This window comes from Paraburkholderia sp. SG-MS1 (genome assembly GCF_012275575.1).
Taxonomy (GTDB): domain Bacteria; phylum Pseudomonadota; class Gammaproteobacteria; order Burkholderiales; family Burkholderiaceae; genus Paraburkholderia.
Map to the genome: position 1 here is coordinate 1 of NZ_NPIH01000137.1, position 22,573 is coordinate 22,573.

Sequence of the window (22,573 nt, forward strand, 5' to 3'; positions counted from 1 at the left end):
CCACCGCGTGCGCATCGGACGGCAACGCGGACAAGGATGGAAAGCGCGCCTGCCGGTAATCGGCCTGCGCGCCGAACCACGAGGCGAGCACGCCGGCGCTGCGCAGCGTCGCGTCGTCGGCGCCGGCGGGCAGCACGAACGGCAGCGTCAACCGGCTCACGTCGCGCCGGTCGAAAAACGGCGCGGGCAATAGCGCGAGATCGTTGGGCAAGCGGATCGGCGCGCTGTCGAGGATCAGCTCGCTCGTCGGGCTGACATCGGCCCATAGCGCCGAGTTGTCCGGGTCCTCGCAATGGTCAAGCGTGTAATGCGCGATCAGCCGCAGGTCGAGCTGGTTGTAGTCGGCAAGAAAGCGCGGATCGAGCGCGATCTCCTGCGTGACGATCTGTCCGGCGTGCTCGCGATCGAACGGCACGGTCGCGACCACTTCGTTGTTGATCGACACCTTCAGATGCGAGAGCGGAAAGACCAGCGCCGGCGAATACGTATAGCGCAGGCGCAGCCGTGCCGCGGTGACCACCCGATCGAGCCGCACGCCGACATTGACGGTGCGCGCGTCGTCGAGTCCGCGCAGGTTCAGCGGTTGATAGGCGCCTAGCGCGGCGAACGACAGGTGGGTCGTGGTGGAGGTGGCTGCGCTCGCGGTGGCGTCGGCCGTGTCTGCGGCGTTGGCGTTGGCGGATGCAGTCGCGGCGTGAGCCGCATGCGTTCCGTTCGCGGCGCCGGCAGCGGCGAGGCCCGCCACAGCGGCGTTCGACGCCGACGTCGCCGTGACCGATGAGGCCGGACGTGCAGCCGAGACAATCGACCCAGCGGGCACGGACGGCGCAGCGGCCGCTATTGCGGCGTGGAGAGCGCCGAGCGCGGCGGTCAGCGAAAGGCACAACGATACGACAGGTTTCATGACAGATCAGCTTGTTGGACCTCGGCCGTCCGCCCTTGGCTGCAATGGGCACTGTGCGAATTCGGTCTGCCGCACGAGCGCGCGGAAATGGAAACGGATTGCGATTCGACCGCGATGCGGTCCTCTGCCCTTGTATTACGGAAGATCTGGCGAAACCTTGAATGACAGGCGAGGCGACGGGCGTGGTCACATATGGAAGCACGTCCAGCACGGCATGCCGGAAGCTCGGTTTTGTACTCCGTCGTCTGTCGGCTGCGGCATCCCGCGCCGAGGGCGGCGCAAAGATAGCACAAAGTTGTGACAATTTGTGACATTTGAGGCATGCTGCCGCCTTTCGAACGCAGTGCCGATTATGAGCAATCCGACCGAATCAACCGCGCCGTGTGCGCCCGTCAAACGCAGCGGTCCCCTGCGTGCGCTATTCGCGCTGCGGCACTCGTGCGATGGCATCGTCGCGGCCTTGCGCGAGGAGAGCGCGTTCCGTCAGGAAACCGCGCTCGCGGCGATTCTGGTGCCGGGGGCGTTGCTGATGCCGGTGAGCGCGATCGAGCGCGTGCTGCTGATCGTGTCGGTGTTGCTGGTGCTGCTGGTGGAGTTGCTCAATTCGAGCATCGAGGCTGCGATCGACCGCATTTCGCTCGAACGCCACGAGTTATCGAAGCGCGCGAAAGATTGCGGCAGTGCGGCCGTGACGATCGCGCTGCTGATTTGCGCGGTGACGTGGGGTGTATTGTGCGGGCCGATTGTCTATCACTGGATGCGCGGATAGCGCGGCGCGGTTTCTGCGCTAGCCGTTCCATTGCGTGCTTTGCGTGAGTGATTCGCCTCTCGCAAACGTTAGCGCATGAATCAACGGCGCCGTTTTGCTGGGTGTGATCCGGCTGGTGTAGATCCCTCGTTCGGGTCGAGCGCAATCACCGCGAACGATTTTGGGCAAATTGTGGCGTGAATGGCGCGCCGCGCCGATATCAGTCTCGACAAGGCGGCCACGCATTCATCGCCTTGCCGCCCCTACCTCGCGCGACACCACTGCGATTCGATGATTCGCTGCGCATCTCACGCGCGGGCGCGTCCGTGGGCACACCCATTGCTCCATTCCGCTCACCGGCAAATAACCCGTCGAAGCATGTCATGCCCGTGACGGGTCCTCGCCGTTCGTTACTTTCAATCCAGCAATCCATCGATGGGAGGCCCCATGCTTCGATACGCTGTAATTTTCTTCATCATTGCCATCATCGCCGCTGTGTTCGGCTTTGGCGGCATCGCCGCCGGCGCGACGGAAATCGCCAAAGTCCTGTTCTTCATCTTCGTGGTGATCTTCCTCGTCACCTTGCTGATGGGCGTGATGCGACGCTGACAGCCGCTTCGGCTGACAGCGGGAAACAAACCCCGCCCCGATGCGAGCAGCCAGGCGTCAATGCAATACTTGCCCAACGGTATTGCAATAGTTGCCGCCCGCGTCGGGGCTTCAGCCGTTCGACATGCGCCGTCCTCGCGCGCCTGCTCTTCCGTTGCCCTCGACACACTCCCCTTGCAGCGGTGTTGCGCCGGCACGCATGCAACATCACGGCGTCAGGCGGCGTACGGAATCGGCTGAGCGACGCGCAGACGATGCGACCAGTTGGCGAGCGTGCGCGTGGCCACGGGCGGCTTGCTCAGAATCGCCGTGTCATAGCGCTTACCGTCCACGTGCGTGAAGTCGACGATGCGAAACCCCTGGCCGCGATAGAACGCAATCAGTTGCGCAGCCGGTTGCGGCGTGTCGAGCGCGAGCTCGGCATAGCCGCGCGTCGCGGCCCAGTGCTCGGCAAACGCGATCAACAGCGTACCGATGCCGCGTCCCTGCCACTCCGGCTCCACGGCAAACTGCCGCAAGCTCGCGACATCGTCGTGCCGGTAGAGTTCGCACGACGATGCGTGGTCCGGTGCGTACAGCGTCATCGTGCCCACCATGCGTCCTTCGCAGACCGCCACGTAGCAATCGCCGCGTGTCGCGCGCAAGCGCGTGGTCTCGACGCTCTGATCCACACACGTGCAGTTCAGCCCCATTGCGCCGAGCGGCGCGAAGGCCCGATGCAGCATGGCCGCCAACGCGACGAACGAATCGCGCGCCGCGTCGAGGCGGCGCAATTCGACATGGCCGATGCCATGACACACGTAGTCGATACGAACGGCTTGCTGGCTTACACGTCGCTTCACGTTGAGCACCTCGAACAATCAGGATGCTCGAAGTGTAGGGTTCGCCTCGGCGCGTCTCAAGACAAAATGTCGTAAAAACTCACAGGGAAGTCAGGCGATGTTTTCCGCCTCATAAAGACGCCGGCCCGCTGCATCCTTCGTGCCGAGGATCGGCTGGAAGTCGATTGGCCACTCGATGCCGATGTCGGGATCGCACCATAGCAGGCAGCGCTCGAGTTCCGGAAACCAGTACTCGGTGGTCTTCCAGACGCACTCGGCGACGTCGGACAGCACCACGAAGCCATGCGCGAAGCCCGGCGGCACCCAGATTTGCCGTTGATTGGCCGCGCTCAGGTATTCACCGCTCCATTTGCCGAAGTTCGGCGAATTGAGCCGCACGTCCACGACGACGTCGAACACCTCGCCGAGCACGACCCGTATCAGGCGGCCCTGCGGACGTTGAACCTGATAGTGCAGCCCGCGCAGCACGCCGCGCACCGCCCGCAAATGCCGGTCCTGCACGAAACTGAAACCTTGCGAAACGTCATTGGCAAACTCGTCCGCGCTAAAGCTCTCGAAGCAGAAGCCGAGGTCGTCACAAAACACCTCGGGCTCGATGAGTTTCACATCCGGCAATGCCGTCGCCATTACCTTGTTGCCCATGGCCACTATGCTCGTAAGAAGGCTGGCCGGCGAGAATACGGCCGCCGCTGCGGCCATGTTCAGCAGTGATGAGGCGCACCCGTCGGCACGGGCGCCTTCCTGACATGCTACGCCTCGTTCGCCACCCTGCTTCGGGCGCGATATTCCGTGGGCGACAGCGCCATGCGCTTGCGGAAGATCTTCGCGAGACGATCGCCATTGCCGGTGCCGCTGCGCCGCGCAATCTTGTCCACTGGCAATTCGGTTTCGGTGAGGAAGTTGCACGCAATGCGCAGTCGCACCTGCAGCAGATAGTCCGATGGTGTGACCTGCATTTCGTGCTTGAAGCGGCGCAGGAAATTGCGCTCGCTCATTGCGGCCACCTGCGCCGCGTCGGCCACGGACACCGGACGATCGCAGTTCGCCTCCATCCAGCGCGCAGCGGCGCGGATTTTTTCAGCGACGCTCAGCGTGCCCCCTTCGGCGGGCAGCGGCACCCAGGTCGCCGCCATCCCCGGCATCACGCGGTCGGCGACGCTGCGCGCGAGTTCGGCGCCCAGGTCGCGCTTGATGAACATCAGCGCGGCGCGCGCACAGTCGTGACGGTCGTTGGAGGCGCTGAGCGCGGCTTCGCTCGACGCACCGGCGGGATAGCGGTTCATCTGCAGGCCGTCATGGTCGGTGGGGCCCGCGGCCTCAAGCACGAGCCGGCCCTCGCCGATCGTTTCGATCGCCCGCGTACGCGCCTGCACCGCGCGCAGCCAGATGAGCAGCCGTTCGTCGCGTGCCGCCGCGAGCGCGCCGTAGCCGCCCGCAATGAACAGTACGTCGAACCCGCTGCCAAAGCGCGTGTCGATGCGATCGGTCCAGATGCGTGCCGACGAGGAGCTGGCGACGCTGCCGCCCTCCATCGACAGAAATTGCACTTCATAAGGAGGCTCTTCGCCGACTCGCGAACCCGAGAGTTCATTGGCGCTCTGGAACATCTCGACCACCGTACCGGGCCCAAGCAGCCAGAAGCCGTCGAACAGCAATATGCCAATTCGCCGCGCTGCGGTACGGACGTTCAATGTCGGCGTGTGAAGCCACGTGATTCTCGCGGTATCAAGATGCATTTGCGGCATGATCTTTCCCCAAACGGGCATACGTTGTGGACCCCGATGCCCCGTCAGACGGCCGACACGAGCGAATGAATTATTAGAACCGCAATTGCCGGGAACGCCGCTTAACGGATTAAGCGTGATGTTAGCGGAACGAACCGCCTGAGTAAATTTGAAAAACAAATCCACATCAGAAAATAGAATGTATGAAGAAAACGATTATCGGTCGTTTCATATGACAACCCGCGAGCCGCGGCTGGACGGCGTGCGCATGGCATCTGTCGCCATCCGGAGGCCGCCGAACCATAGCCGGCCTGATTTTGCGGCCACTCTCGGCCCGACTCTCTGATTCTGCGAAGAAACGATTTGCGAACCTATCCGCCGGCGGGTGAGTTCAAAGTGTTTCAAACCTGAAATCGAAATTGCCCGGATAATGGCCACTCAATACCTGATTTATTCGCAAATCGGGAATTTATCGACTTGAACTCCGGCCTGTTCGTCGATATCCTTAATTCAACGGAATTAATATTCAAAAGCACGTGTTCGCAGGCGTCCGGAAATGTTTCTATATTGAAACATCGGGCTGTTTGCACATGCGCTGATACGTCCCTTCAATGCGCAGACCATTTATACGTCAGATGATTTAAATGCGTTGCAGCAATCGGTCACATAATTTCCTTTAACAAGTTTTATCCGCGGATCGCGATCTTTAAAGGAAAGCGGCCGCCGGCGCCGCCGATAATTTGCGCAATGTGATTGCCTTAAGGAGCTTCACCATGTCGCGCCCGATGAGCATCGAGAGAGTCAACGAGTATGGACGCAACGCGGTCCGTATCGACATCGACGGCAGCGCGGTGCTGCTCGAAGCGGCCGATCTGGACGCGCTGATCGAGCACCTCGCCATGTTGCGCGCCACGATGCGCCCAGAAGTGCCCGCGGCGCCGTTGCGCTCGCATCGGTATGTGATCGAGGTCGATCCTTGCTGGCACACGGAAAAACCTGCACTGAACGACGGTGCGGTCATGTTCCTGAGACATTCTGGTCTAGGCTGGGCGGGCTTCGCGCTGCCCATCGAAAGTCTCGCCAAACTGCATCACGCGCTCACGCAGCATCTGGAAGCTTCGCTCGAAGTACACGGCATGATCAACTGAAACGCCGCCGGACGGCAGGTGTTGCCTGTCGCACCGCGGCGTGTGTCGTTGCGGGCGCAATGCTCGACGCGATCCGTCTGTCCTTATTCGCCTTCATTCGCCGTATCGCTGCAGTGACTTTCATTCAAGCTTCTGTCCCGACGTGGCTTTGACCACGCTCTTGCTTTTCCGTTACGTGGTTATCTTGATGACCTCCTGAGAAGCCACGAAGCGGCGCAAACACAGCGGCGCAAACACATTTTGCGCCGAGTCGCTTGCTCACCTTCCGTCAGCCGTTCGTTCCCTCGCCGGCCACTACGGCCACCGTACCCTGCTGCGTACGCGCGAGCACAGGCCGCAACGCCGCACCCGTGTGGCTGGCCGCGACACGCGCCAGGCCTTCGGGGTCCGTCGCCGCGACAATCGTCCCGCCACCCACGCCGCCCTCGGGGCCGAGATCGATGATCCAGTCCGCCTCGGCGATTACGTCGAGATCGTGCTCGATGACGACGACGCTATGGCCGCCATCCGCAAGACGATGCAGCACGCGAATCAGCTTGGCGACGTCCGCCATATGCAGCCCGACCGTCGGCTCATCCAGCACATACAGCGTGTGAGGCGGCTTCTGACCGCGCCGCGTGATGTCGTCGCGCACCTTGCTCAATTCGGTAACGAGCTTGATCCGCTGCGCTTCGCCGCCCGACAACGTAGGAGACGGCTGGCCGAGCGTGAGATAGCCGAGCCCGACATCCTTCATCAACTGCAACGGATGCCCAATATTCGTGATGGACGCGAAGAACTCGACCGCCTCGTCGATTTCCATCGTCAGCACGTCGCCGATATTCTTGCCGCGCCATGTGACCGCCAGCGTCTCGGGATTGAAGCGCTGCCCGTGACACACATCGCAAGGCACTTTCACGTCCGGCAGGAAGCTCATGCCGATCGTGCGCACGCCCTGCCCCTCGCACGCCGGGCAGCGGCCGTCACCGGTATTGAACGAGAACCGCGAGGCCGTATAGCCACGCGCACGCGCTTCGAGCGTGCCCGCGAACAGCTTGCGGATCGCATCCCACACGCCGATGTAAGTAGCAGGACATGAACGCGGCGTCTTGCCGATCGGCGTCTGATCGACTTCGAGCACGCGGTCGATACTCTCCCAGCCGGTGATCGACTCGCACCCTTGCCACGCATGGGTGACGTTCAGCGGCGCGCGCGGCGCCGAGCGCGCCAGCACGCTGGAGCGCCGGTTCGCGGCCGGCTTCTCCTCGGCGGCGGCGCGCGCACGGCGCGTGGCCGGCGACGACAGCACCGAGCGCCCGACCGCATCCAGCAGATTGGTCATCAGCACGTCGCGCGCGAGCGTGGACTTCCCGGAACCGCTGACGCCGGTCACCGCGACGAGCCGCGATAGCGGAATGCCCACCGTGACGTTGCGCAGGTTGTGCAGCTTGCCGCCGTGCACGGTCAGCCAGTTTTCCGGCACTGCGGCCGCGCGCTTGCCCGGTGCGACCACTGCGCGGCGCGGCTGCAATGGATGCACGATCGGATTCGCGAGAAACTGCCCGGTGAGCGAATCGGGCTGCGCCGACAGATCGGCCACACTGCCCTGCGCGATCAACGTACCGCCGCGCTTGCCTGCACCCGGGCCGATGTCGATGATGTGATCCGCGCGCCGGATCGTGTCCTCATCATGCTCGACGACCACCAGCGTATTGCCCTTCTCGCCGAGCTTGCGCAACGCGTTCAGCAAAATCTGGTTGTCGCGCGGGTGCAGGCCGATGGTGGGTTCGTCGAGCACGTAGCACACGCCTTGCAGATTGCTGCCGAGTTGCGCGGCGAGCCGGATGCGCTGCGCTTCGCCGCCCGACAGACTCGGCGCCGCCCGATCGAGGCTCAGATAGCCGAGTCCGACCTCTTCCAGAAACTGAAGGCGGCTGCCGATTTCGCTAATCACGTCGCGCGCGATTTCCGCGTCGCGACCGGTCATCTCGACGCTGTCGATCCACGCGCGCGTGTCGGACACGGTCCACTGCGCGACGTCGACGATCGCCTGCGCGTCGAACGTGACCGCGCGCGCGGTCGGGTTCAGACGCGTGCCCGAGCAATCGGGACATGGTTCGTCGACGAGGCCTTCAGGTTCCTGCTCCTCCGACGGCAAGCTCTGCTCGCGGCCGCGATTGTCGTCGACGACGATCGTGTCGTCGTAGGCGGCACGTTGTTCGCGCGTGAGCGACAGGCCCGTGCCGACGCAGGTCGTGCACCAGCCATGCTTGCTGTTGTACGAGAACATGCGCGGATCGAGTTCGGGATAGCTGGTGCCGCACACCGGACACGCGCGCTTCGTGGACAGCACCTTCACCGCGCCGAGCGGCGCGGTGGGACGGCCGCCGTTGAGCGCGTCATGCAGACCGTCGAGCGGCGCGAGCAGATGCATCACGCCCTTGCCGACGTCGAGCGTCCGGTCGAGTGCCTCGCGCAATTCGGCTTCATGGTCCGCCGACACGACGAGATCGGCGACCGGCAATTCGATCGTATGTTCGCGAAAGCGATCGAGCTTCGGCCACGGGTCCACCGGCACGAACTCGCCATCGACACGCAGATGCGTGTTGCCGCGCGCCTTCGCCCATTTCGCGAGGTCCGTGTAGACGCCCTTGCGGTTCACGACGAGCGGTGCAAGGAAGCCCACATGCTGCCCCTTGTGATCGCGCAGCAACTGCGCCGCGATCGATTCGACACTTTGCGACGTGACCGGCGTGCCGTCGTGAATGCAGTGCTGCAAACCGAGCTTCACATACAGCAGCCGCAGGAAGTGCCACACTTCCGAGGTGGTCGCCACGGTGCTCTTGCGGCCGCCGCGCGAGAGGCGCTGCTCGATCGCGACGGTCGGCGGAATGCCGTACACCGCGTCGACCTCGGGCCGCCCGGCGGGCTGCACGATGGAGCGCGCGTACGCGTTCAGCGATTCCAGATAACGGCGCTGCCCTTCGTGGAACAGGATGTCGAACGCGAGCGTGGACTTGCCCGAGCCGGACACGCCGGTAATCACGTTGAACTTGCCGTGCGGAATGTCCACGTCGAGCGCTTTCAGGTTGTGCTCGCGCGCATTGACGATGCGCACCACGTCCTCGCCTTCGATCGCCCGACGCGCGCGCGCCGCGCTCAACGCCTTCTGCAGAGGCATGCCCTGCGACTCCGGTTCGGCCGCTGCGCTCATCGCGCGGTCGTACTGGAGCAGCGCCTCGCCGGTATGCGATTGCGCGCATTGCTTGACGTCTTCGGGCGTACCCGCGCATAGCACCCGGCCGCCGCCGTCGCCGCCTTCGGGGCCGAGGTCGATCAGCCAGTCCGCCGCGCGAATCACGTCGAGATTGTGTTCGATCACGATCAGCGAGTGTCCGCTCGCGAGCAGTTTGCCGAACGCCTGCATCAGCTTGGCGATGTCGTCGAAATGCAGGCCGGTGGTCGGCTCGTCGAACATGAAGAGGCGCTTGGCGACCGGCTGCTTCGCGCTGCGGGCACTGCGCGCCTGCGCCGATTCCGCGAGGAAGCCCGCGAGCTTGAGGCGCTGCGCTTCACCGCCGGACAGCGTGGGCACCGGCTGGCCGAGCTTCACGTACTCCAGACCGACGTCGACGATCGGCTGCAACACGCGCAATACTTCGGCATCCTTTGCGAAATACGCGGTGGCCTCGCTGACAGTCAGCTCCAGCACGTCCGCAATGCTCAACGCACGCGCCGGCTCACCGCGCTCGATCTTCACTTCGAGCAGTTCCGCGCGATAACGGCGCCCATCGCAATCCGGACAACGCAGATACACGTCGCTCAGGAACTGCATCTCGATGTGCTCGAACCCCGAGCCGCCGCAAGTCGGACAGCGGCCATCGCCCGAGTTGAAGCTGAACATGCCGGGGCCGTAACCGCGTTGCTGCGCGAGCGGCGCCTTGGCGAACAGCTTGCGGATTTCGTCGAACGCGCCGACGTAACTGGCCGGATTCGAACGCGCGGTCTTGCCGATCGGCGACTGGTCGACGAACACGACGTCGGTGACCTGGTCCGCGCCAGTGAGGCTCCTGAACGCGCCCGGCGACTCCGTGGCGAGCCCGAAGTGCCGCGCCATCGCCGGATACAGCACGTCCTGCAGCAGCGTGGATTTGCCCGAGCCCGACACCCCCGTCACGCAGACGAGCCGCTGCAGCGGAATCTCGACCGTCACGTCACGCAGATTGTGCTGTGTCGCGCCTTCGAGCACGATGCGCGGCGTGCCTGCATCGACGGCGCGCTGCGACCAGTGCGCCGCGTCGGCGACATGACGGCGGCCGCCGAGATACTCGCCGGTCAGCGTGCCGGACGAGCGGATCGCCTCGGGCGCGCCGTCGAAGATGATCGAGCCGCCGCGCTCACCCGGCCCCGGCCCCATGTCGATCAAACGATCCGCCGCGAGCATCACCGACGGGTCGTGTTCGACCACCACCAGCGTATTGCCCGCGTCGCGCAGCCGATGCATCGCCTCGACGATCCGGTTCAGGTCGCGCGGATGCAAGCCGATGCTCGGCTCGTCGAGCACGAACAGCGTCTTGGTGAGCGACGTGCCGAGCGCCGTGGTCAGGTTGATCCGCTGCACCTCGCCGCCTGACAGCGTGCGGCTTTGCCGGTCGAGCGTCAGATAACCGAGCCCGACGTCGCATAAATATTTGAGGCGCGTGCGCACTTCGGCGAGCAGCAGTTTCAGCGCGTCGTCGAGCAATGCGCTCGGCAGGCTGATCTCGTCGAAGAAACGGCGGATGCGCTCGATGGGCATCAGCATCAGGTCGTGAACGGTCAGGCCCGGCAGCCTTTCGAGCTGCGCGCGGGTCCACTGCACGCCGCGCGGCATGAAGCGCCGGGCGGCCGGCAGCACGTCGTCCGCATTCGCCTTGCTGCCCAGACGCCATAGCAGCGATTCGGTTTTCAGACGCGCGCCGCCGCAGGTTTCGCACGGCGTATAGCTGCGGTACTTCGACAGCAACACGCGAATATGCATCTTGTACGCTTTGGACTCGAGGTACTCGAAAAAGCGTTTGACGCCGTACCAGTGGCTCTGCCACTTGCCGTTCCAGTCCGGCGAACCGTTGATGACCCAGTCGCGCTCGGCCTCCGTCAATTCGGCCCACGGCGTGCCGCGACGGATGTCGGCCTTCGCCGCGTAACGCATCAGGTCGTCCTGACACTCTTTCCAGGCGGGCGTTTGCATCGGCTTGATCGCGCCCTCGCGCAGCGTCTTGCGCGCATCGGGAATCACGAGGCCCAGATCGACGCCGATCACGCGGCCAAAACCGCGGCAGACTTCGCACGCGCCGTACGCCGAGTTGAACGAGAACAGCGCGGGTTGCGGGTCGGCGTAGCGCAGATCACTTTCAGGGCTGTGCAAACCGGTGGAGAAACGCCAGATTTGCGGTTCGGCGTCCTGAGTCTGCGGCCCCTCCGACGCAGCGGGCAGCACGTAGATATTGACGCGCCCGCCACCGCGCTTGAGCGACGCCTCGATCGCCTCGACCACCCGCTGCTTGTCGACCGAGCGCAGCCGGAAACGGTCGGCCACCACGTCGAGCAACTTGCGCTTGCCGGTGGGCGAATCGACTTCGCGCTGCGCCTGCACGCGCGTGTAGCCGCTCGCTGACAGCCACTGCTCCACTTCCTGCTCGGAGGCCGAGTCCGGCAGTTCGACCGGGAACGTGACGACCAGCCGCGGCTCGTCCTGCGCGGTGCGCTCGAGCAGCTCGGCGTAGATCGTTTCGGGCGTGTCGTGGCGCACCGGCTGCGCGGTCTGGCGGTCGAACAGTTCGGCCGCGCGCGCGTAGAGCAGCTTCAGATGGTCGTTGAGTTCCGTCATGGTGCCGACGGTGGAACGCGAACTGCGCACCGGGTTGGTCTGGTCGATCGCGATGGCGGGCGGCACACCGTCCACCCGGTCGACCTGCGGACGGTCCATGCGATCCAGAAACTGCCGGGCATACGCGCTGAAGGTTTCGACGTAGCGCCGCTGGCCTTCCGCATACAGCGTGTCGAACACGAGGCTCGACTTGCCGGAGCCTGACGGCCCGGTGACGACCGTCATTTCGCCGGTTCGCACGTCGAGATCGACGTTCTTGAGGTTGTGCTGGCGCGCGCCGCGAATCTTGATAGTGCCGTTAGATGACAATTTTTCCGACCGTCTGAATGTCTGAATGAGTGGGCCACCTCTCACGGACGCCTCGCGACCGCGCAAGTTCGGTGCAGCCGGGAACGGCGGCACGCACGCGCGACGAACGCCGTGCGCGCATTGAAGCCCTCAGGTTGCAGCGGGATACTATACTGTATATTTATACAGTTTTCCATGACGCGCGAGGGACGCGCTGTCGAGCCACATCCCGGCTTTCGGAGCGGCGAAGCACGCGCGCTATCGAACCGGTTAGCAAGCGTTGTGCCGATTCGGAAGAAAAGATTTGAGGCCGCAAGGGGCGGCAAACCGGGAAGACACGTGGGCGTGCGTTGCCTTCCTAACCGTACGCGCTTGCCACGCTAACCGGCCCCGCCGCCGACGCCTCGGCTTGCGCTCGCGCACCACCCTCGCCAAGCGCATACGCCACGCACCGTCTCGCCAGCACCTCGGTCGGATCGACGAGCCGCACCACCCGTCCGCCGGAGCACGCCAGCACCGCGTCGCGCAGCAGCAGCGGCAATTCGGTGCAGGCCAGCACGATGACCTGCACGCCTTGTGCGACGAGGTCGTCGACCGCGGCCGCGAGGTCGTCGCCGCATTCGCCCGACGTGTAGCCCGCCTTGGCGCCGCGCGGTCCGTAGATGGCGTTCATCAGCCGCCCCTGCGCGGGCGCGGCCGGCGCAATCTGCGAGAAGCCGCGCGCTTCGAGTGCCTGTTCGTAGACACGGCTCGCCAGCGTGCCCGATGTCGCCAGCACGCCGACTTCGCGCAGGCCCGGAAAGGTCTCGCGCAAATAATCGGCGGTACAGCTCAGCATATTCACGATCGGCACACCCAGCGCCGGCTGGATCTGCTCGACGAACGCGTGCGCGGTATTGCACGGGATCGCGATCAGATCCGCGCCGCCTTCTTCGAGCGTTTTGCATGCGGCATACAACGCGAGCGTCGGATCGGCGCCGCCGCCGAGCAGCGCCTCGGTGCGGTCCGGAATCTGCGGATTCTGTTCGACCATGACCTTGATGTGATCCTGGTCGCGCGCAGCCGGCGTGTTGCGCACCAGCTTGGCCATGAAGTCGACGGTCGCCGCGGGGCCGACACCGCCCACCACGCCCAGCTTGAAGCGCCGCGCCGCTCGCGCATAGCGGGCCGCCGCAACATGGCGCGCGTAGACCTGATTGGTGTCGACGAGCGGCACGTCGAGCGGCCCGAGCGCGCGCAGGACGAGGCCGATTTCGGCCAGCCCCGGCAGGATGATCTCGGCGCCCTGCGCGACCAGATCGGCGCAAGCCGCGCGCAGCAATTCCACCGGCCGGCCATGCAGACGGCCGGTGCGGATACCCTCGTCACCATACACGGCGCTCGTCACGCAGTCGACGCCCGTGCCGTGACGCGGATGCAGCACGTCGAAGCGCGCAGCATCGAAATAGCGTTCAAAAAGGCCGTTTTCGCGGATGACCCCGCTAGTTAGCACGCCGATCCGCCGCACTGACGGAAACGTCCGCCGCACGTGCGCGGCAAGCGCCGTCATGATGTTGGCGACCGGCACGGCGAGGTTCGCCGAGAGTTCGTCGATGAAGGTATGACTGAGGAAGCATGGCAGCACGATCGCATCGACGCCGCGCTTTTCCAGCTCGCGCATCGTGTCGAACATGTGGATCTTGAACGGCACGTTGGCGGCGTCCGGCACGCTCGCGCCCTGCCAGCAGCGCGGTTCGAACACGAGATCAACGGCCCCCGCCGCGCCGGGCCGGCGCGCGGCGGTGCTGATTCTGCTCAGGATGTCGGCGCCGGCGAGTTGGGCCGCGCCCGCCGCCACGCCCAGCGAACGAAAGCGATGCATGATGACTTCCCCCGTCATGGTCCATCCGCCTTGATGGTAGGCGGCTTTTGCGCTTGAGGATGACATTATGTCGGCCGCGCATGACGTGGGGTTAACCACGAAAATCCGATTTCTTTGCCTTAATTCGCGGCCCGCCTGCCGGGCCGCGTATCGGGAAACCGCCTAGGCCGCTTCGGCGACGCCGTGCGCCGTGCCCCGCTTGCGGCGTTCGAGCGTGCCGATGCACACCAGCGACACGCCCGCGAGACAGCTATAAAACACCGCAAGCGGCCACCATGCGCCCGGATAGTGATGCGCGAGCACGGTGCCGATCAACGGCGTCAGGCCGCCGGCCAGCGCCGCGCACATCTGATACGAGAGCGAGATGGCCGAATAGCGCACGCGCACCGGGAACGCGGTCGACATGAAGCCTGCCATCACCGCATACGAGCTCGACATGCACATCACCGCCAGCGCGATGCCGATCACGATCGCCACCGGCCGCCCCGTCGAGACCAGCGCGAACATCGGATACGGCGACAGCATCGCCAGCGCCGCCGCGCCCTTCAGGAAGCGTCCGGTGCCGATGCGTTGCGCGAACCAGCCCGAACCCAGCTGCGTGAACAGCTGGATGAACGCGACCACGAACAGGGCATCGAGAATCAGCGAACGATCGAGGCCGAGCGTCTGTGTCGTGTAATTGAGCATGAACGTGTTGACGAACCACGCGCCCGCCACGCCGATCACGTTTGCACCGAGACACAGCAGCACGGTGCGCCACGCGTCGCGCACTACTTCGGCGACAGGCAGCGCGGCGACGCGCCGCTGCGCCTTGAGCGCGTCGAATTCCGGCGATTCGCCGACGCCCGAGCGGATCAGCAGCCCGACCACCAGCAGCACCGCACTCGCGAGAAACGGCAGGCGCCAGCCCCAGGCGAGAAACGCGTCCTTGTCCATCGACGCCACCGCGCGAAACGCCAGCAGCGACAGGATCAGACCCGCCGGACTGCCGAGTTGCGCAAAGGAGGCGAAGAACGTGCGCTTGCCCTTGGGTGCATGCTCGCTCGCCATCAGCACCGCGCCGCCCCACTCGCCGCCGATCGCGATGCCCTGCGCGACGCGCAGCAGCACCAGCAGCACCGGCGCCCAGCTGCCGGCGCTCGCGTAAGTGGGCAGGAAGCCGATGCCGACCGTACCCACGCCCATGATCGCGAGCGTCGCGACCAGCGCCTTCTTGCGTCCGATGCGGTCGCCCAGGTGGCCGAACACCAGCCCGCCGAACGGCCGCGCGAAGAAACCCACCGCAAAGGTGCCGAACGACGCGAGCGTCGCGAAAAACGGATCGCTGCCGGGAAAGAACAGCTTGCCGAATATCAGCGCGGACGCGGTGGCGTAGATGTAAAAGTCGTACCACTCGATGGTGGTGCCGACGAACGCGGCGGCCGCCGCACGCCTGGGTTGCCGGGTTACTGGGTGAGCGTCTGGCTCGCGATGCATGTCTGTGTCTCCGAAGATCGTTCTTGTGTGAAAAGCGCGGCTTCTGCGTGCCGTCGCCGGAAAAACGCGCGCGTCAGCTTTCGACCATGTCGGCCTTGAGTACGCCGGCTTCGAACAGACGCTGCTGGGTCGCCGCGTCGATACCCAACGCGTCGAGCACGTCGCGCGTATCGGCGCCGAGTGACGGCGGCGCCTTGCGATAGGTCGCCGGTGTGCGCGACAGCTTGATCGGTGACGCGGTGCCGCGGTACTCGCCCATCTCGATCACCATGCCGCGATGCAACGTATGTGGATGCCTGGCGACGACATCGACGGTTCGCACCGGACCACACGGCACGCCCGCGTTGATCAGCGCCTGCGCGAGCGCTTCGCAGTCATGCGTGGCGAGCAGGCTTTCGAGCGCGGCCTTCAATGGCTCGCGATGCGCGCAGCGGCTACGGTTATCGGCGTAGCGCGGATCGTCCGCGAGTTCGGGCGCGCCGAGATGCGCGCACAGCTTCGCGAACTGCCGGTCGTTGCCGACCGCGAGAAATATCGGCGCGCTCGCTGTGCGGTAGCTGTCGTAGGGCGTGATGTTCGGATGCGCGTTGCCGCTTCTCCGCGGCGTGCGGCCCGAGCCAAAATAGTTCGGCAGATGGGGATGCAGCAGCGACACGCCGCAGTCATACAGCGCGATGTCGATCGACTGGCCGCGCCCACTCCTCGCACGCTCGGCGAGCGCGAGCAGAATGCCGGCGAGCGCGTTCAGACCCGTCACCATGTCGACGACCGGCAGGCCCACGCGCGTGGCCGGGCCGTCGCGTTCGCCGTTCACGCTCATCAGGCCGGTCATCGCCTGGATCGCAGCGTCATAGCCGGGCAAGCCGCCGAGCGGGCCGTCCGGACCGAAGCCCGATACGGCGCAATGAATCAGCTTCGGGAAGCGCTCGCGCAAGTCGCGCTCGTAGTCCATGCCCCAGCGCGCGAGCGTGCCGGGCTTGAAGTTTTCGACCAGCACGTCGGCGTCTTCGAGCAGCTTCCACAAGATCGCGCGGCCTTCGTCGCGCGACAGATCGACCGCGATGCCCTGCTTGTTGCGGTTCACGCCCGCGAAGTACCACGCGGTGTCGCCGTAGAACGGCGGGCCCCAGCCGCGCGTTTCATCGCCATCGGGCGGTTCGAGCTTCACCACCTGGGCGCCGTGATCGGCGAGCGCCTGCGTGCAGTAAGGGCCGCCGAGCACGCGGCTCAGGTCGATGACCTTGAGGCCTTGCAGTGCGCCTTGGCTGGTTTGGGTGGCTTGCTTGTCTTGCGTTGCATGGTTCACGAATGCGCTCATTGCGCGCCTCCGGCCGGCAGCAGTTGCAGCGCCTCGTCGAGCGTCACGTCACGGCCGTCGACCAGCGCGTCGATCACTTCGCTGTCGTCCTTCGCACTGCGAGCGTCGAGCGGATCGGACGGCAACAGCTTGTGCCGCACCACCAGATGCGCGAGCGCGAGACGCCGGTAATCGGGCGCGAGGCACGCGCCTTCGCAGGCCATTAGCACCGCCGTGCTCGCGTGATACAGCGCTGAGCCGGCCTGGCGAACCCATTCGTCGCGACCCGACTCAGCGACGCTCGCCAGCGCATCGCAAGCGCGCGTCAGGGTCGAGCGCAGCAGCGCAAGGCTGGTGGCAGGCAAGCCGGCCGCACCGAGCAGGTCTTGCAAGTAGGCACGCAACGGTTCAAGCGCACCGTCGCGCTTCGCGGCCCGCGCGATGTCGAGCGCGACGATGTTGCTGGTGCCTTCCCAGATCGAGCCGAGATGCGCATCGCGCACGAGCCGCGCGTCGCTCCATTCCTCGATATAGCCAGTGCCGCCACGCACCTCCATCGCGTCGCCGGTGACGCGGCGCGCGTCGCGACAGGCGCGGAACTTGATCAGCGGCGTGAGGATGCGCACGCACTTCGCCGCCTCGCGATCGCCCGCGTCGGCCTGCGGCAGCAGCAGCGCGATGCGCATGAACATCGAGCGCGCCTGCTCGGCGGGCAGCATCATCTTCATTAGCTGCCGCTGCATCAACGGCATGTCGATCAGCTTGCGGCCAAACGCTTCGCGATTGCGCGCGATGTGCAGCGCCTCGGTCAGCGCGCGACGCATCAGTCCCGCCGCGCGCACCCCGTTCGACAGGCGCGACATGTTGATCATGTCAGCCATCTGATGAAAGCCGCGCCCCACTTCGCCGATCAGATACGCGAGCGCGCCTTCCAGCACGATCTCGCCGCTCGCCATCGAACGGCTGCCGAGCTTGTCTTTCAGACGCACGATCCGGTAGCGGTTGCGCGAGCCGTCGGGGAGCGTCTTCGGCAGCAGGAACAGGCCGAGGCCGTTGATGCCGGGCGGCGCATTGTCGGGACGCGCGAGCACCATCGCCAGATCGGCGTCGGCATTCGAACAGAACCATTTTTCGCCGTACAGGCGCCACGCCGCCTCGCCGTTCGCATCGGTTTCGAGTGCCGCACGCGTGGCGATGCGCGCGACGTCGGAGCCGGCCGCCTGTTCGGTCATGAACATCGCGCCTTGAAACAGCATGTCGAAATCGCGCGAGGCCAGCATCGGCAGAAAGCGCGCGACCAGTTCGGGCGCGCCGAATTTGCGCAGTGTGCGCGTGAGCGAATCGGTCATGCTGACGGGACAGCACAGGCCGAATTCCGCCTGCACGAACAGAAAGGTCAGCGCGTATTTGACGAGCGGCGGTGGCGGTGTCCTGCCGCCGCGGATGTCGTGGCTCAGCGACGCGAGCCCCAGCTCGGAATACGCGACGCGTTCCAGCGCGACGAAATCAGGGTGCTTGTCGATGCTCTGCAGCGCTTCGCCACGGCGCGTGCGATGACGCAATTGCGGCGGGTTGCGGTCGGCGGATAGCGCCCATGCGTCGAGTTCGTCGGATGCGCGCTGGCCTAGCTCAACGAGCTGGCTTTCGAGTTCGTGGTACAGCTCGTCGCCGAGATGGAGCCTGATGAGGCGCGCGAAATCCGGATCGCTCGTGAAGAAGTTGATGCCCCGGCTATCGGGAATGTTGGACGAGCCGTGCGCCGGCTGCGCGATGATTTCGCTCATGCTTGTCTCCTGTCTTGTGGGAGGAGCATAGAAGCGGCTTCGATAATCGTCTAATACAACTTATATCCGGTACGATAGACACAGCTTATCGATAACAACGGAGACTGCCGTGGACCTGAAGCAATTGCGCTATTTCGTGGCGGTCGCCGAGGAACTGCATTTCGGCCGCGCGGCCGCGCGGCTGTTCATCTCGCAACCGGCCTTGAGCTTCGACATCCGCAAGTTCGAAGAACAGCTCGGCGTGCAACTGCTCGCGCGCACCAACAAGTCGGTCGCGCTGACCAACGCCGGTCAGGTGCTGCTCGGCGAAGCGCGCCGCCTGCTATTGCAGGCCGGCGAAGCCGAACGCATCACGGTGCGCTCAGCGCACGGCCTCGCCGGCCGCTTGCGGATCGGCTTCGTGAATTCGATGCTGTACCGCGGCATGCCGCACGCGGTGAGCCGTTTCGAGGCCGACTATCCGGGCGTCGAAATCGTATTGAAGGAGATGAACACCAGCGAGCAGGTGCATGCGATCCAGCGGATGCAGATCGACATGGGTTGCGCGCATTGGGGCAACTTCCCGTCCGACGTCGCGTCCGCGCCGGTGTTTTCCGAGCCGTTCCTGTGCTGCCTGCCGGCCGATCACCCGCTCGCGCGCAAGCGCCGCGTCGATCTGCGCGCGCTCGCGCAGGAGCCGTTCATTCTGTTTCCGCGCACCGTGTCGCCGCATTATCACGATCTGATCATCGCGCAGTGCGTGAGCGCGGGGTTCAGTCCGTTGATTCGCCATGAGGCGCGGCTGTGGCAGACCGTCGTCACGATGGTCGGTTTCGGCATGGGGGTTGCGCTGGTGCCGTACACCTTGCAGCAGGTGCAGGATCCGCGCGTGTGCTTTTTGCCGCTGCGCGGCGAGACGCTGCTATCGCAAGTGCTACTGTTGCGCAGGAGCGGCGATGCCGAGCCGGTCGCCGACCGCTTCGTCGAGTACCTCGACGCCGCCGCCGGCAAGCCCGCGAAAGCGTCTCATTCGCCGCCGTCGAGGCGCTCGGCGTAAGCGCTCAACAGCTTGTGGGCGATCATGTCCACGGCCGGTTTGACGAGACCGTTCTTGTCGGTCCAGACCTTGGGCGTCAAGGTGCCGCTCAGGGCGACGCTGTCGGCGTCGCTCAAGGCGAGCAGCGCGGTTTGCACATCGTCGTCGAAGGCAATCACGTTGACGAAGATCGTGTCGCCGTCGTTGGTGGCCGCGCGCACCTTGCAGGTGACGAAGCGCCTGCCGTTCTGACCCGTGCGGATCTGAGCCTCGCCGTATAAACGTCCGCCCACCAGTCCTTCTATCATTGTGTCGCTCCAGTTATTGCGTGTTCCGAGGGAGTTTTTCGTTGGATGTGTTCCGGGAGTACTGCATTCGGGCGCACCGCACGGCAACTCCGTCGAGTGTATCGTGCGAAAGGCCTCTCGCCTGACGCGGTGCGTATGATCCCATGAGATGTCGCTCGGCCCTCGCAAGAAAACAGGTGTCGGCAGATTGCCGCAGGATAGCCAGGTAGATTGATCGAGGGCAGTCACTTCGCGCGCTTCACCATCGCATCGCGGTGTATCTGCCAGTCCGACTACCCGCCAGGAAACCTCACGCCGTGGGTGATAGTACAAACGACACGACCGCATCGACGAATTCTCGCGGAAATTCAACGTTCGGGAGATGTACCGCGGGCAGCATCAGCAACGTCGCACCTGGAATGGCCTTCGCCATCTGCACGCCGTAACTCGCTGCCGTCACCGTATCGTGCTCGCCCGCGATCACCAGCGTGGGCCGTGTGATGCGCGCGATATCCTCTCGCAAATCGGTTTCCTGCACCGCGCGCCACGAACCAACCAGACCATGGCGGTTGGTCGCGAGCAGCATCGCACGGTACGTTTTCACTACCGGATTGGGCGTCTCGACCATCCGCGCCGGAAACCAGTTCCGCAGGAACGTCTCGGCCGTCCCGGTCATGTCGTCGGCCTGGAGCGCCTCGGCGATTGGCGGATCAAACCTGTCCGCTGGCCCAAGATAGGGCGCTGTATTGCTGAGCACAAGCCGGTCGATCCGTTGCGGCGCGTATATGCCTAGCCACTGCCCAACGATGCCTCCCAGCGAGAGCCCGAGGAAATGCGCTCGCGCGATGTCGAGCCTATCCATCAGTTCGAGAACGTCCTGCCCCAGTCGCGCAAGGGAATACGGCCCGGCAGGAACGCTCGACGCGCCATGTCCGCGAGCGTCGTAGCGCAGTACCGAGAAATGACGGCCCAGCTCAGGAACTTGCCCGTCCCACATGCGCAGCGTCGTGCCAATGGAATTGGATAGCACCAGCACTGGCTTGTCGTCGTGGCCGTCCATCCGGTAGGCAATGCTTGCGCCGTCGGATGTCGTGAAGTAGCAGAAATTGTCCATGAAACGTTCCCAAAGAAACAAACGCCGCATCTCGCGGCACATCTGGCCGCATGTCGTGACGGCGCAGATCCATGGGCTCGAGTATGGACAACGTCGCACTCCGATAAAATGACAAAATCCGAACACTCTGTGTCAGGAAAAATGACATGAATGACTTCGCCCTGCATGATCTGAAATGCTTCGATGCCGTGATCCGCACGGGCAGTTTTCAGGCTGCGGCAGCTGCCTTGCATCGATCCCACCCGGCCGTATTCGCCGCAGTGGCGAGGCTCGAAAGTCAGGCGGGTCTTAACCTGCTCGATCGCGGCGGCTACCGCGTGAAGCTGAGCGATGCGGGGCGCTCATTCCACGAACGCATGCAGCCGCTTCTGCGCGAAGCTGAGGGCTTGCGTCAATACACGACGCAATTGGCCATGGGTGAAGAGAGCGAACTGCATGTCGTGTTGGGCGACCTGTGCCCGCGTCCAGTTGTGCTCGGGCTACTTGCACGCTTCTTCACGAAGTCTCTGCACACGCGACTGCATCTGCATTTCGAGACGGTCGGTGGTCCGATCGAGCGCCTCAAGGCTCGAGACGCCGACCTGATGTTTCACCGCGTCGACATGACAGACCCTTTGTTGGAGTGGATTGCGCTTTGCAAGGTCCGGCTGATTCCCGTGGTTGCGCCGAGCCTGTTGCCGGCGTCACTGCCCAGGACACTACGCCCGGAACATCTACGCGACTACACGCAATGTGTCATGCGCGATTCCGCTCGCGTGCCACGCGACGAGAATTTTCTGGTAGTCGAGGGGGCACGCAGGATCACGGTTGCGGACCAGTTCATGAAGAAGGATGTCATTCAGCAGGGCCTCGCATGGGGACATCTGCCGGACTTCCTGATCGACGGGGAAATGCGTAACGGCGTGCTCAAGTCCATCGCCGGGAGGTACTTCCCCGGCCACACTGAAATGGTGGTTGCCGCCCGGCGCAGCGACGGGGCACACGGTCCAGTCGCCCAGCGCCTGTGGGCGTATTTGCAGGCGAACGCACCGATGGCCCCCTCTCTATCATGACCGGGTACCGAGGTAGAGGGCCTGCCGAAGGACAAGCGACTACCCGCCTCCGTCCTGAACGGACGTCCCTTGCGAGTTCCTGCCTGCGGAGACCGCCTGACACTGAGCCGGTTGTACGATACTTCGCGCAGTGAACATCGCCGTGCGAACGTGCGTCGTTCTGCTTTGCGGATGACCCCAGCGGGTTATCAGAGACGCTCCCTGTTTCGCAGACCTTCGCCGCGACGAGATAGTGCAACGTCAAGCGAATCAGATCGCAGACAGCTCGCAACTCAACGAATACCGGCTCAACGTTAAACGATCAACGCGCCCCGGAGCCCCGTAACAGCAACACCCTCATCCCCACCTCAACGCTGAACGCCTGCCGACCCGAGCGTCATATCCACCCCGCGCACGAGCCGCTTCGCCAACCGCGGTTGCCGCAACTGTTCGAGCCACCATTGCACCGCGCGCCCCTCATGATCGCCGCGCCACGCGACGTACAACACGTTGGGCTCGCGCGGATCGGCGGTCGTCTTCTCGACCAGCTCGCCCTGCTTCAATAACGACGCCACCCGCTGACGCGGCAGCCACCCC

At 64.6% G+C, this 22,573-nt stretch carries 16 protein-coding genes and 1 pseudogene; 5 read left to right on the plus strand and 12 right to left on the minus strand.

Features of this window, described 5'->3' with window-relative positions; translation table 11 throughout:
- Positions 1-904, minus strand: a 904-nt coding sequence (locus tag CIC12_RS10770; protein WP_174772005.1) for a cellulose biosynthesis cyclic di-GMP-binding regulatory protein BcsB, incomplete at its 3' end; no start/stop codon positions are given.
- Between the two features lie 352 nt (positions 905-1,256).
- On the opposite strand from CIC12_RS10770, the gene CIC12_RS10775 reads away from it, so the two are divergent.
- Positions 1,257-1,673 carry a diacylglycerol kinase gene (locus CIC12_RS10775; RefSeq protein ID WP_168664105.1) on the plus strand — a complete coding sequence of 139 codons (417 nt, stop codon included), beginning with the start codon at positions 1,257-1,259 and terminating at the stop codon, positions 1,671-1,673.
- A 426-nt stretch (positions 1,674-2,099) separates the two neighbouring features.
- Positions 2,100-2,261 (plus strand): DUF1328 domain-containing protein, encoded by a 162-nt coding sequence (locus CIC12_RS10780; protein WP_035551387.1) that lies wholly within the window; start codon positions 2,100-2,102, stop codon positions 2,259-2,261.
- A 215-nt stretch (positions 2,262-2,476) separates the two neighbouring features.
- Here the strand turns inward: CIC12_RS10780 and CIC12_RS10785 are convergent, their stop codons facing one another.
- From CIC12_RS10785 to CIC12_RS10795, 3 genes are all read right to left on the minus strand, one after another.
- On the minus strand, positions 2,477-3,103 hold the full coding sequence (locus tag CIC12_RS10785) for a GNAT family N-acetyltransferase (RefSeq protein WP_168664106.1): 627 nt from the start codon (positions 3,101-3,103) through the stop codon (positions 2,477-2,479).
- A gap of 90 nt (positions 3,104-3,193) precedes the next feature.
- Positions 3,194-3,745: a dTDP-4-dehydrorhamnose 3,5-epimerase gene (gene rfbC, locus CIC12_RS10790; RefSeq protein ID WP_168664107.1), complete on the minus strand. Its 552-nt coding sequence runs from the start codon at positions 3,743-3,745 to the stop codon at positions 3,194-3,196.
- A gap of 107 nt (positions 3,746-3,852) precedes the next feature.
- On the minus strand, positions 3,853-4,848 hold the full coding sequence (locus CIC12_RS10795) for a GlxA family transcriptional regulator (protein ID WP_168664108.1): 996 nt from the start codon (positions 4,846-4,848) through the stop codon (positions 3,853-3,855).
- 752 nt (positions 4,849-5,600) lie between these two features.
- Between CIC12_RS10795 and CIC12_RS10800 the strand changes: the two genes are divergently transcribed.
- Positions 5,601-5,975 (plus strand): hypothetical protein, encoded by a 375-nt coding sequence (locus CIC12_RS10800; RefSeq protein WP_168664109.1) that lies wholly within the window; start codon positions 5,601-5,603, stop codon positions 5,973-5,975.
- Positions 5,976-6,243: 268 nt separating this feature from the next.
- On the opposite strand, the gene uvrA is transcribed toward CIC12_RS10800, so the two are convergent.
- The 5 genes from uvrA to CIC12_RS10825 all read right to left on the minus strand — a co-directional run bounded on the left by uvrA (position 6,244) and on the right by CIC12_RS10825 (position 18,529).
- Entirely contained in the window at positions 6,244-12,132 is a 5,889-nt protein-coding gene (gene uvrA, locus CIC12_RS10805; protein WP_168664110.1) for an excinuclease ABC subunit UvrA, read from the minus strand.
- A gap of 337 nt (positions 12,133-12,469) precedes the next feature.
- Positions 12,470-13,972, minus strand: coding sequence for an amino acid racemase (locus CIC12_RS10810; protein ID WP_174772007.1), 1,503 nt, complete (start codon positions 13,970-13,972; stop codon positions 12,470-12,472).
- A gap of 162 nt (positions 13,973-14,134) precedes the next feature.
- A complete protein-coding gene (locus CIC12_RS10815) occupies positions 14,135-15,448 on the minus strand; it encodes an MFS transporter (protein WP_168664112.1) in 1,314 nt (437 codons plus the stop codon).
- Positions 15,449-15,521: 73 nt separating this feature from the next.
- The gene (locus CIC12_RS10820; RefSeq protein ID WP_168664113.1) at positions 15,522-16,766 is read right to left on the minus strand and encodes a CaiB/BaiF CoA transferase family protein; all 1,245 of its coding nucleotides are present in this window, start codon (positions 16,764-16,766) and stop codon (positions 15,522-15,524) included.
- On the minus strand, positions 16,763-18,529 hold the full coding sequence (locus CIC12_RS10825) for an acyl-CoA dehydrogenase family protein (RefSeq protein WP_168664114.1): 1,767 nt from the start codon (positions 18,527-18,529) through the stop codon (positions 16,763-16,765). The genes CIC12_RS10820 and CIC12_RS10825 overlap by 4 nt, the downstream gene beginning before the upstream one ends.
- 109 nt (positions 18,530-18,638) lie before the next feature.
- On the opposite strand from CIC12_RS10825, the gene CIC12_RS10830 reads away from it, so the two are divergent.
- Complete coding sequence (locus tag CIC12_RS10830; RefSeq protein WP_168664115.1) at positions 18,639-19,565, plus strand: LysR substrate-binding domain-containing protein; 927 nt, start codon at positions 18,639-18,641, stop codon at positions 19,563-19,565.
- Here the strand turns inward: CIC12_RS10830 and CIC12_RS10835 are convergent.
- Positions 19,535-19,852 (minus strand): single-stranded DNA-binding protein, encoded by a 318-nt coding sequence (locus CIC12_RS10835; protein ID WP_168664116.1) that lies wholly within the window; start codon positions 19,850-19,852, stop codon positions 19,535-19,537. The genes CIC12_RS10830 and CIC12_RS10835 overlap by 31 nt on opposite strands.
- A gap of 289 nt (positions 19,853-20,141) precedes the next feature.
- Positions 20,142-20,945 (minus strand): alpha/beta fold hydrolase, encoded by an 804-nt coding sequence (locus CIC12_RS10840; RefSeq protein ID WP_168664118.1) that lies wholly within the window; start codon positions 20,943-20,945, stop codon positions 20,142-20,144.
- A gap of 146 nt (positions 20,946-21,091) precedes the next feature.
- On the opposite strand from CIC12_RS10840, the gene CIC12_RS10845 reads away from it, so the two are divergent.
- Positions 21,092-21,997 (plus strand): LysR family transcriptional regulator, encoded by a 906-nt coding sequence (locus CIC12_RS10845; RefSeq protein ID WP_168664117.1) that lies wholly within the window; start codon positions 21,092-21,094, stop codon positions 21,995-21,997.
- A 347-nt stretch (positions 21,998-22,344) separates the two neighbouring features.
- Here CIC12_RS10845 and CIC12_RS10850 read toward each other — a convergent pair.
- Positions 22,345-22,573: pseudogene (locus CIC12_RS10850) on the minus strand (LysR family transcriptional regulator); the annotation flags it as partial.

Coding starts and splice junctions, on each gene's coding strand:
- CIC12_RS10775 (WP_168664105.1), top strand. CDS start 1,257: ATGAGCAATCCGACCGAATCAACCGCGCCGTGTGCGCCCGTCAAACGC.
- CIC12_RS10780 (WP_035551387.1), top strand. CDS start 2,100: ATGCTTCGATACGCTGTAATTTTCTTCATCATTGCCATCATCGCCGCT.
- rfbC (WP_168664107.1), bottom strand. CDS start 3,745: ATGGGCAACAAGGTAATGGCGACGGCATTGCCGGATGTGAAACTCATC.
- CIC12_RS10795 (WP_168664108.1), bottom strand. CDS start 4,848: ATGCCGCAAATGCATCTTGATACCGCGAGAATCACGTGGCTTCACACG.
- CIC12_RS10800 (WP_168664109.1), top strand. CDS start 5,601: ATGTCGCGCCCGATGAGCATCGAGAGAGTCAACGAGTATGGACGCAAC.
- CIC12_RS10810 (WP_174772007.1), bottom strand. CDS start 13,972: ATGCATCGCTTTCGTTCGCTGGGCGTGGCGGCGGGCGCGGCCCAACTC.
- CIC12_RS10815 (WP_168664112.1), bottom strand. CDS start 15,448: ATGCATCGCGAGCCAGACGCTCACCCAGTAACCCGGCAACCCAGGCGT.
- CIC12_RS10820 (WP_168664113.1), bottom strand. CDS start 16,766: ATGAGCGCATTCGTGAACCATGCAACGCAAGACAAGCAAGCCACCCAA.
- CIC12_RS10825 (WP_168664114.1), bottom strand. CDS start 18,529: ATGAGCGAAATCATCGCGCAGCCGGCGCACGGCTCGTCCAACATTCCC.
- CIC12_RS10835 (WP_168664116.1), bottom strand. CDS start 19,852: ATGATAGAAGGACTGGTGGGCGGACGTTTATACGGCGAGGCTCAGATC.
- CIC12_RS10840 (WP_168664118.1), bottom strand. CDS start 20,945: ATGGACAATTTCTGCTACTTCACGACATCCGACGGCGCAAGCATTGCC.
- CIC12_RS10845 (WP_168664117.1), top strand. CDS start 21,092: ATGAATGACTTCGCCCTGCATGATCTGAAATGCTTCGATGCCGTGATC.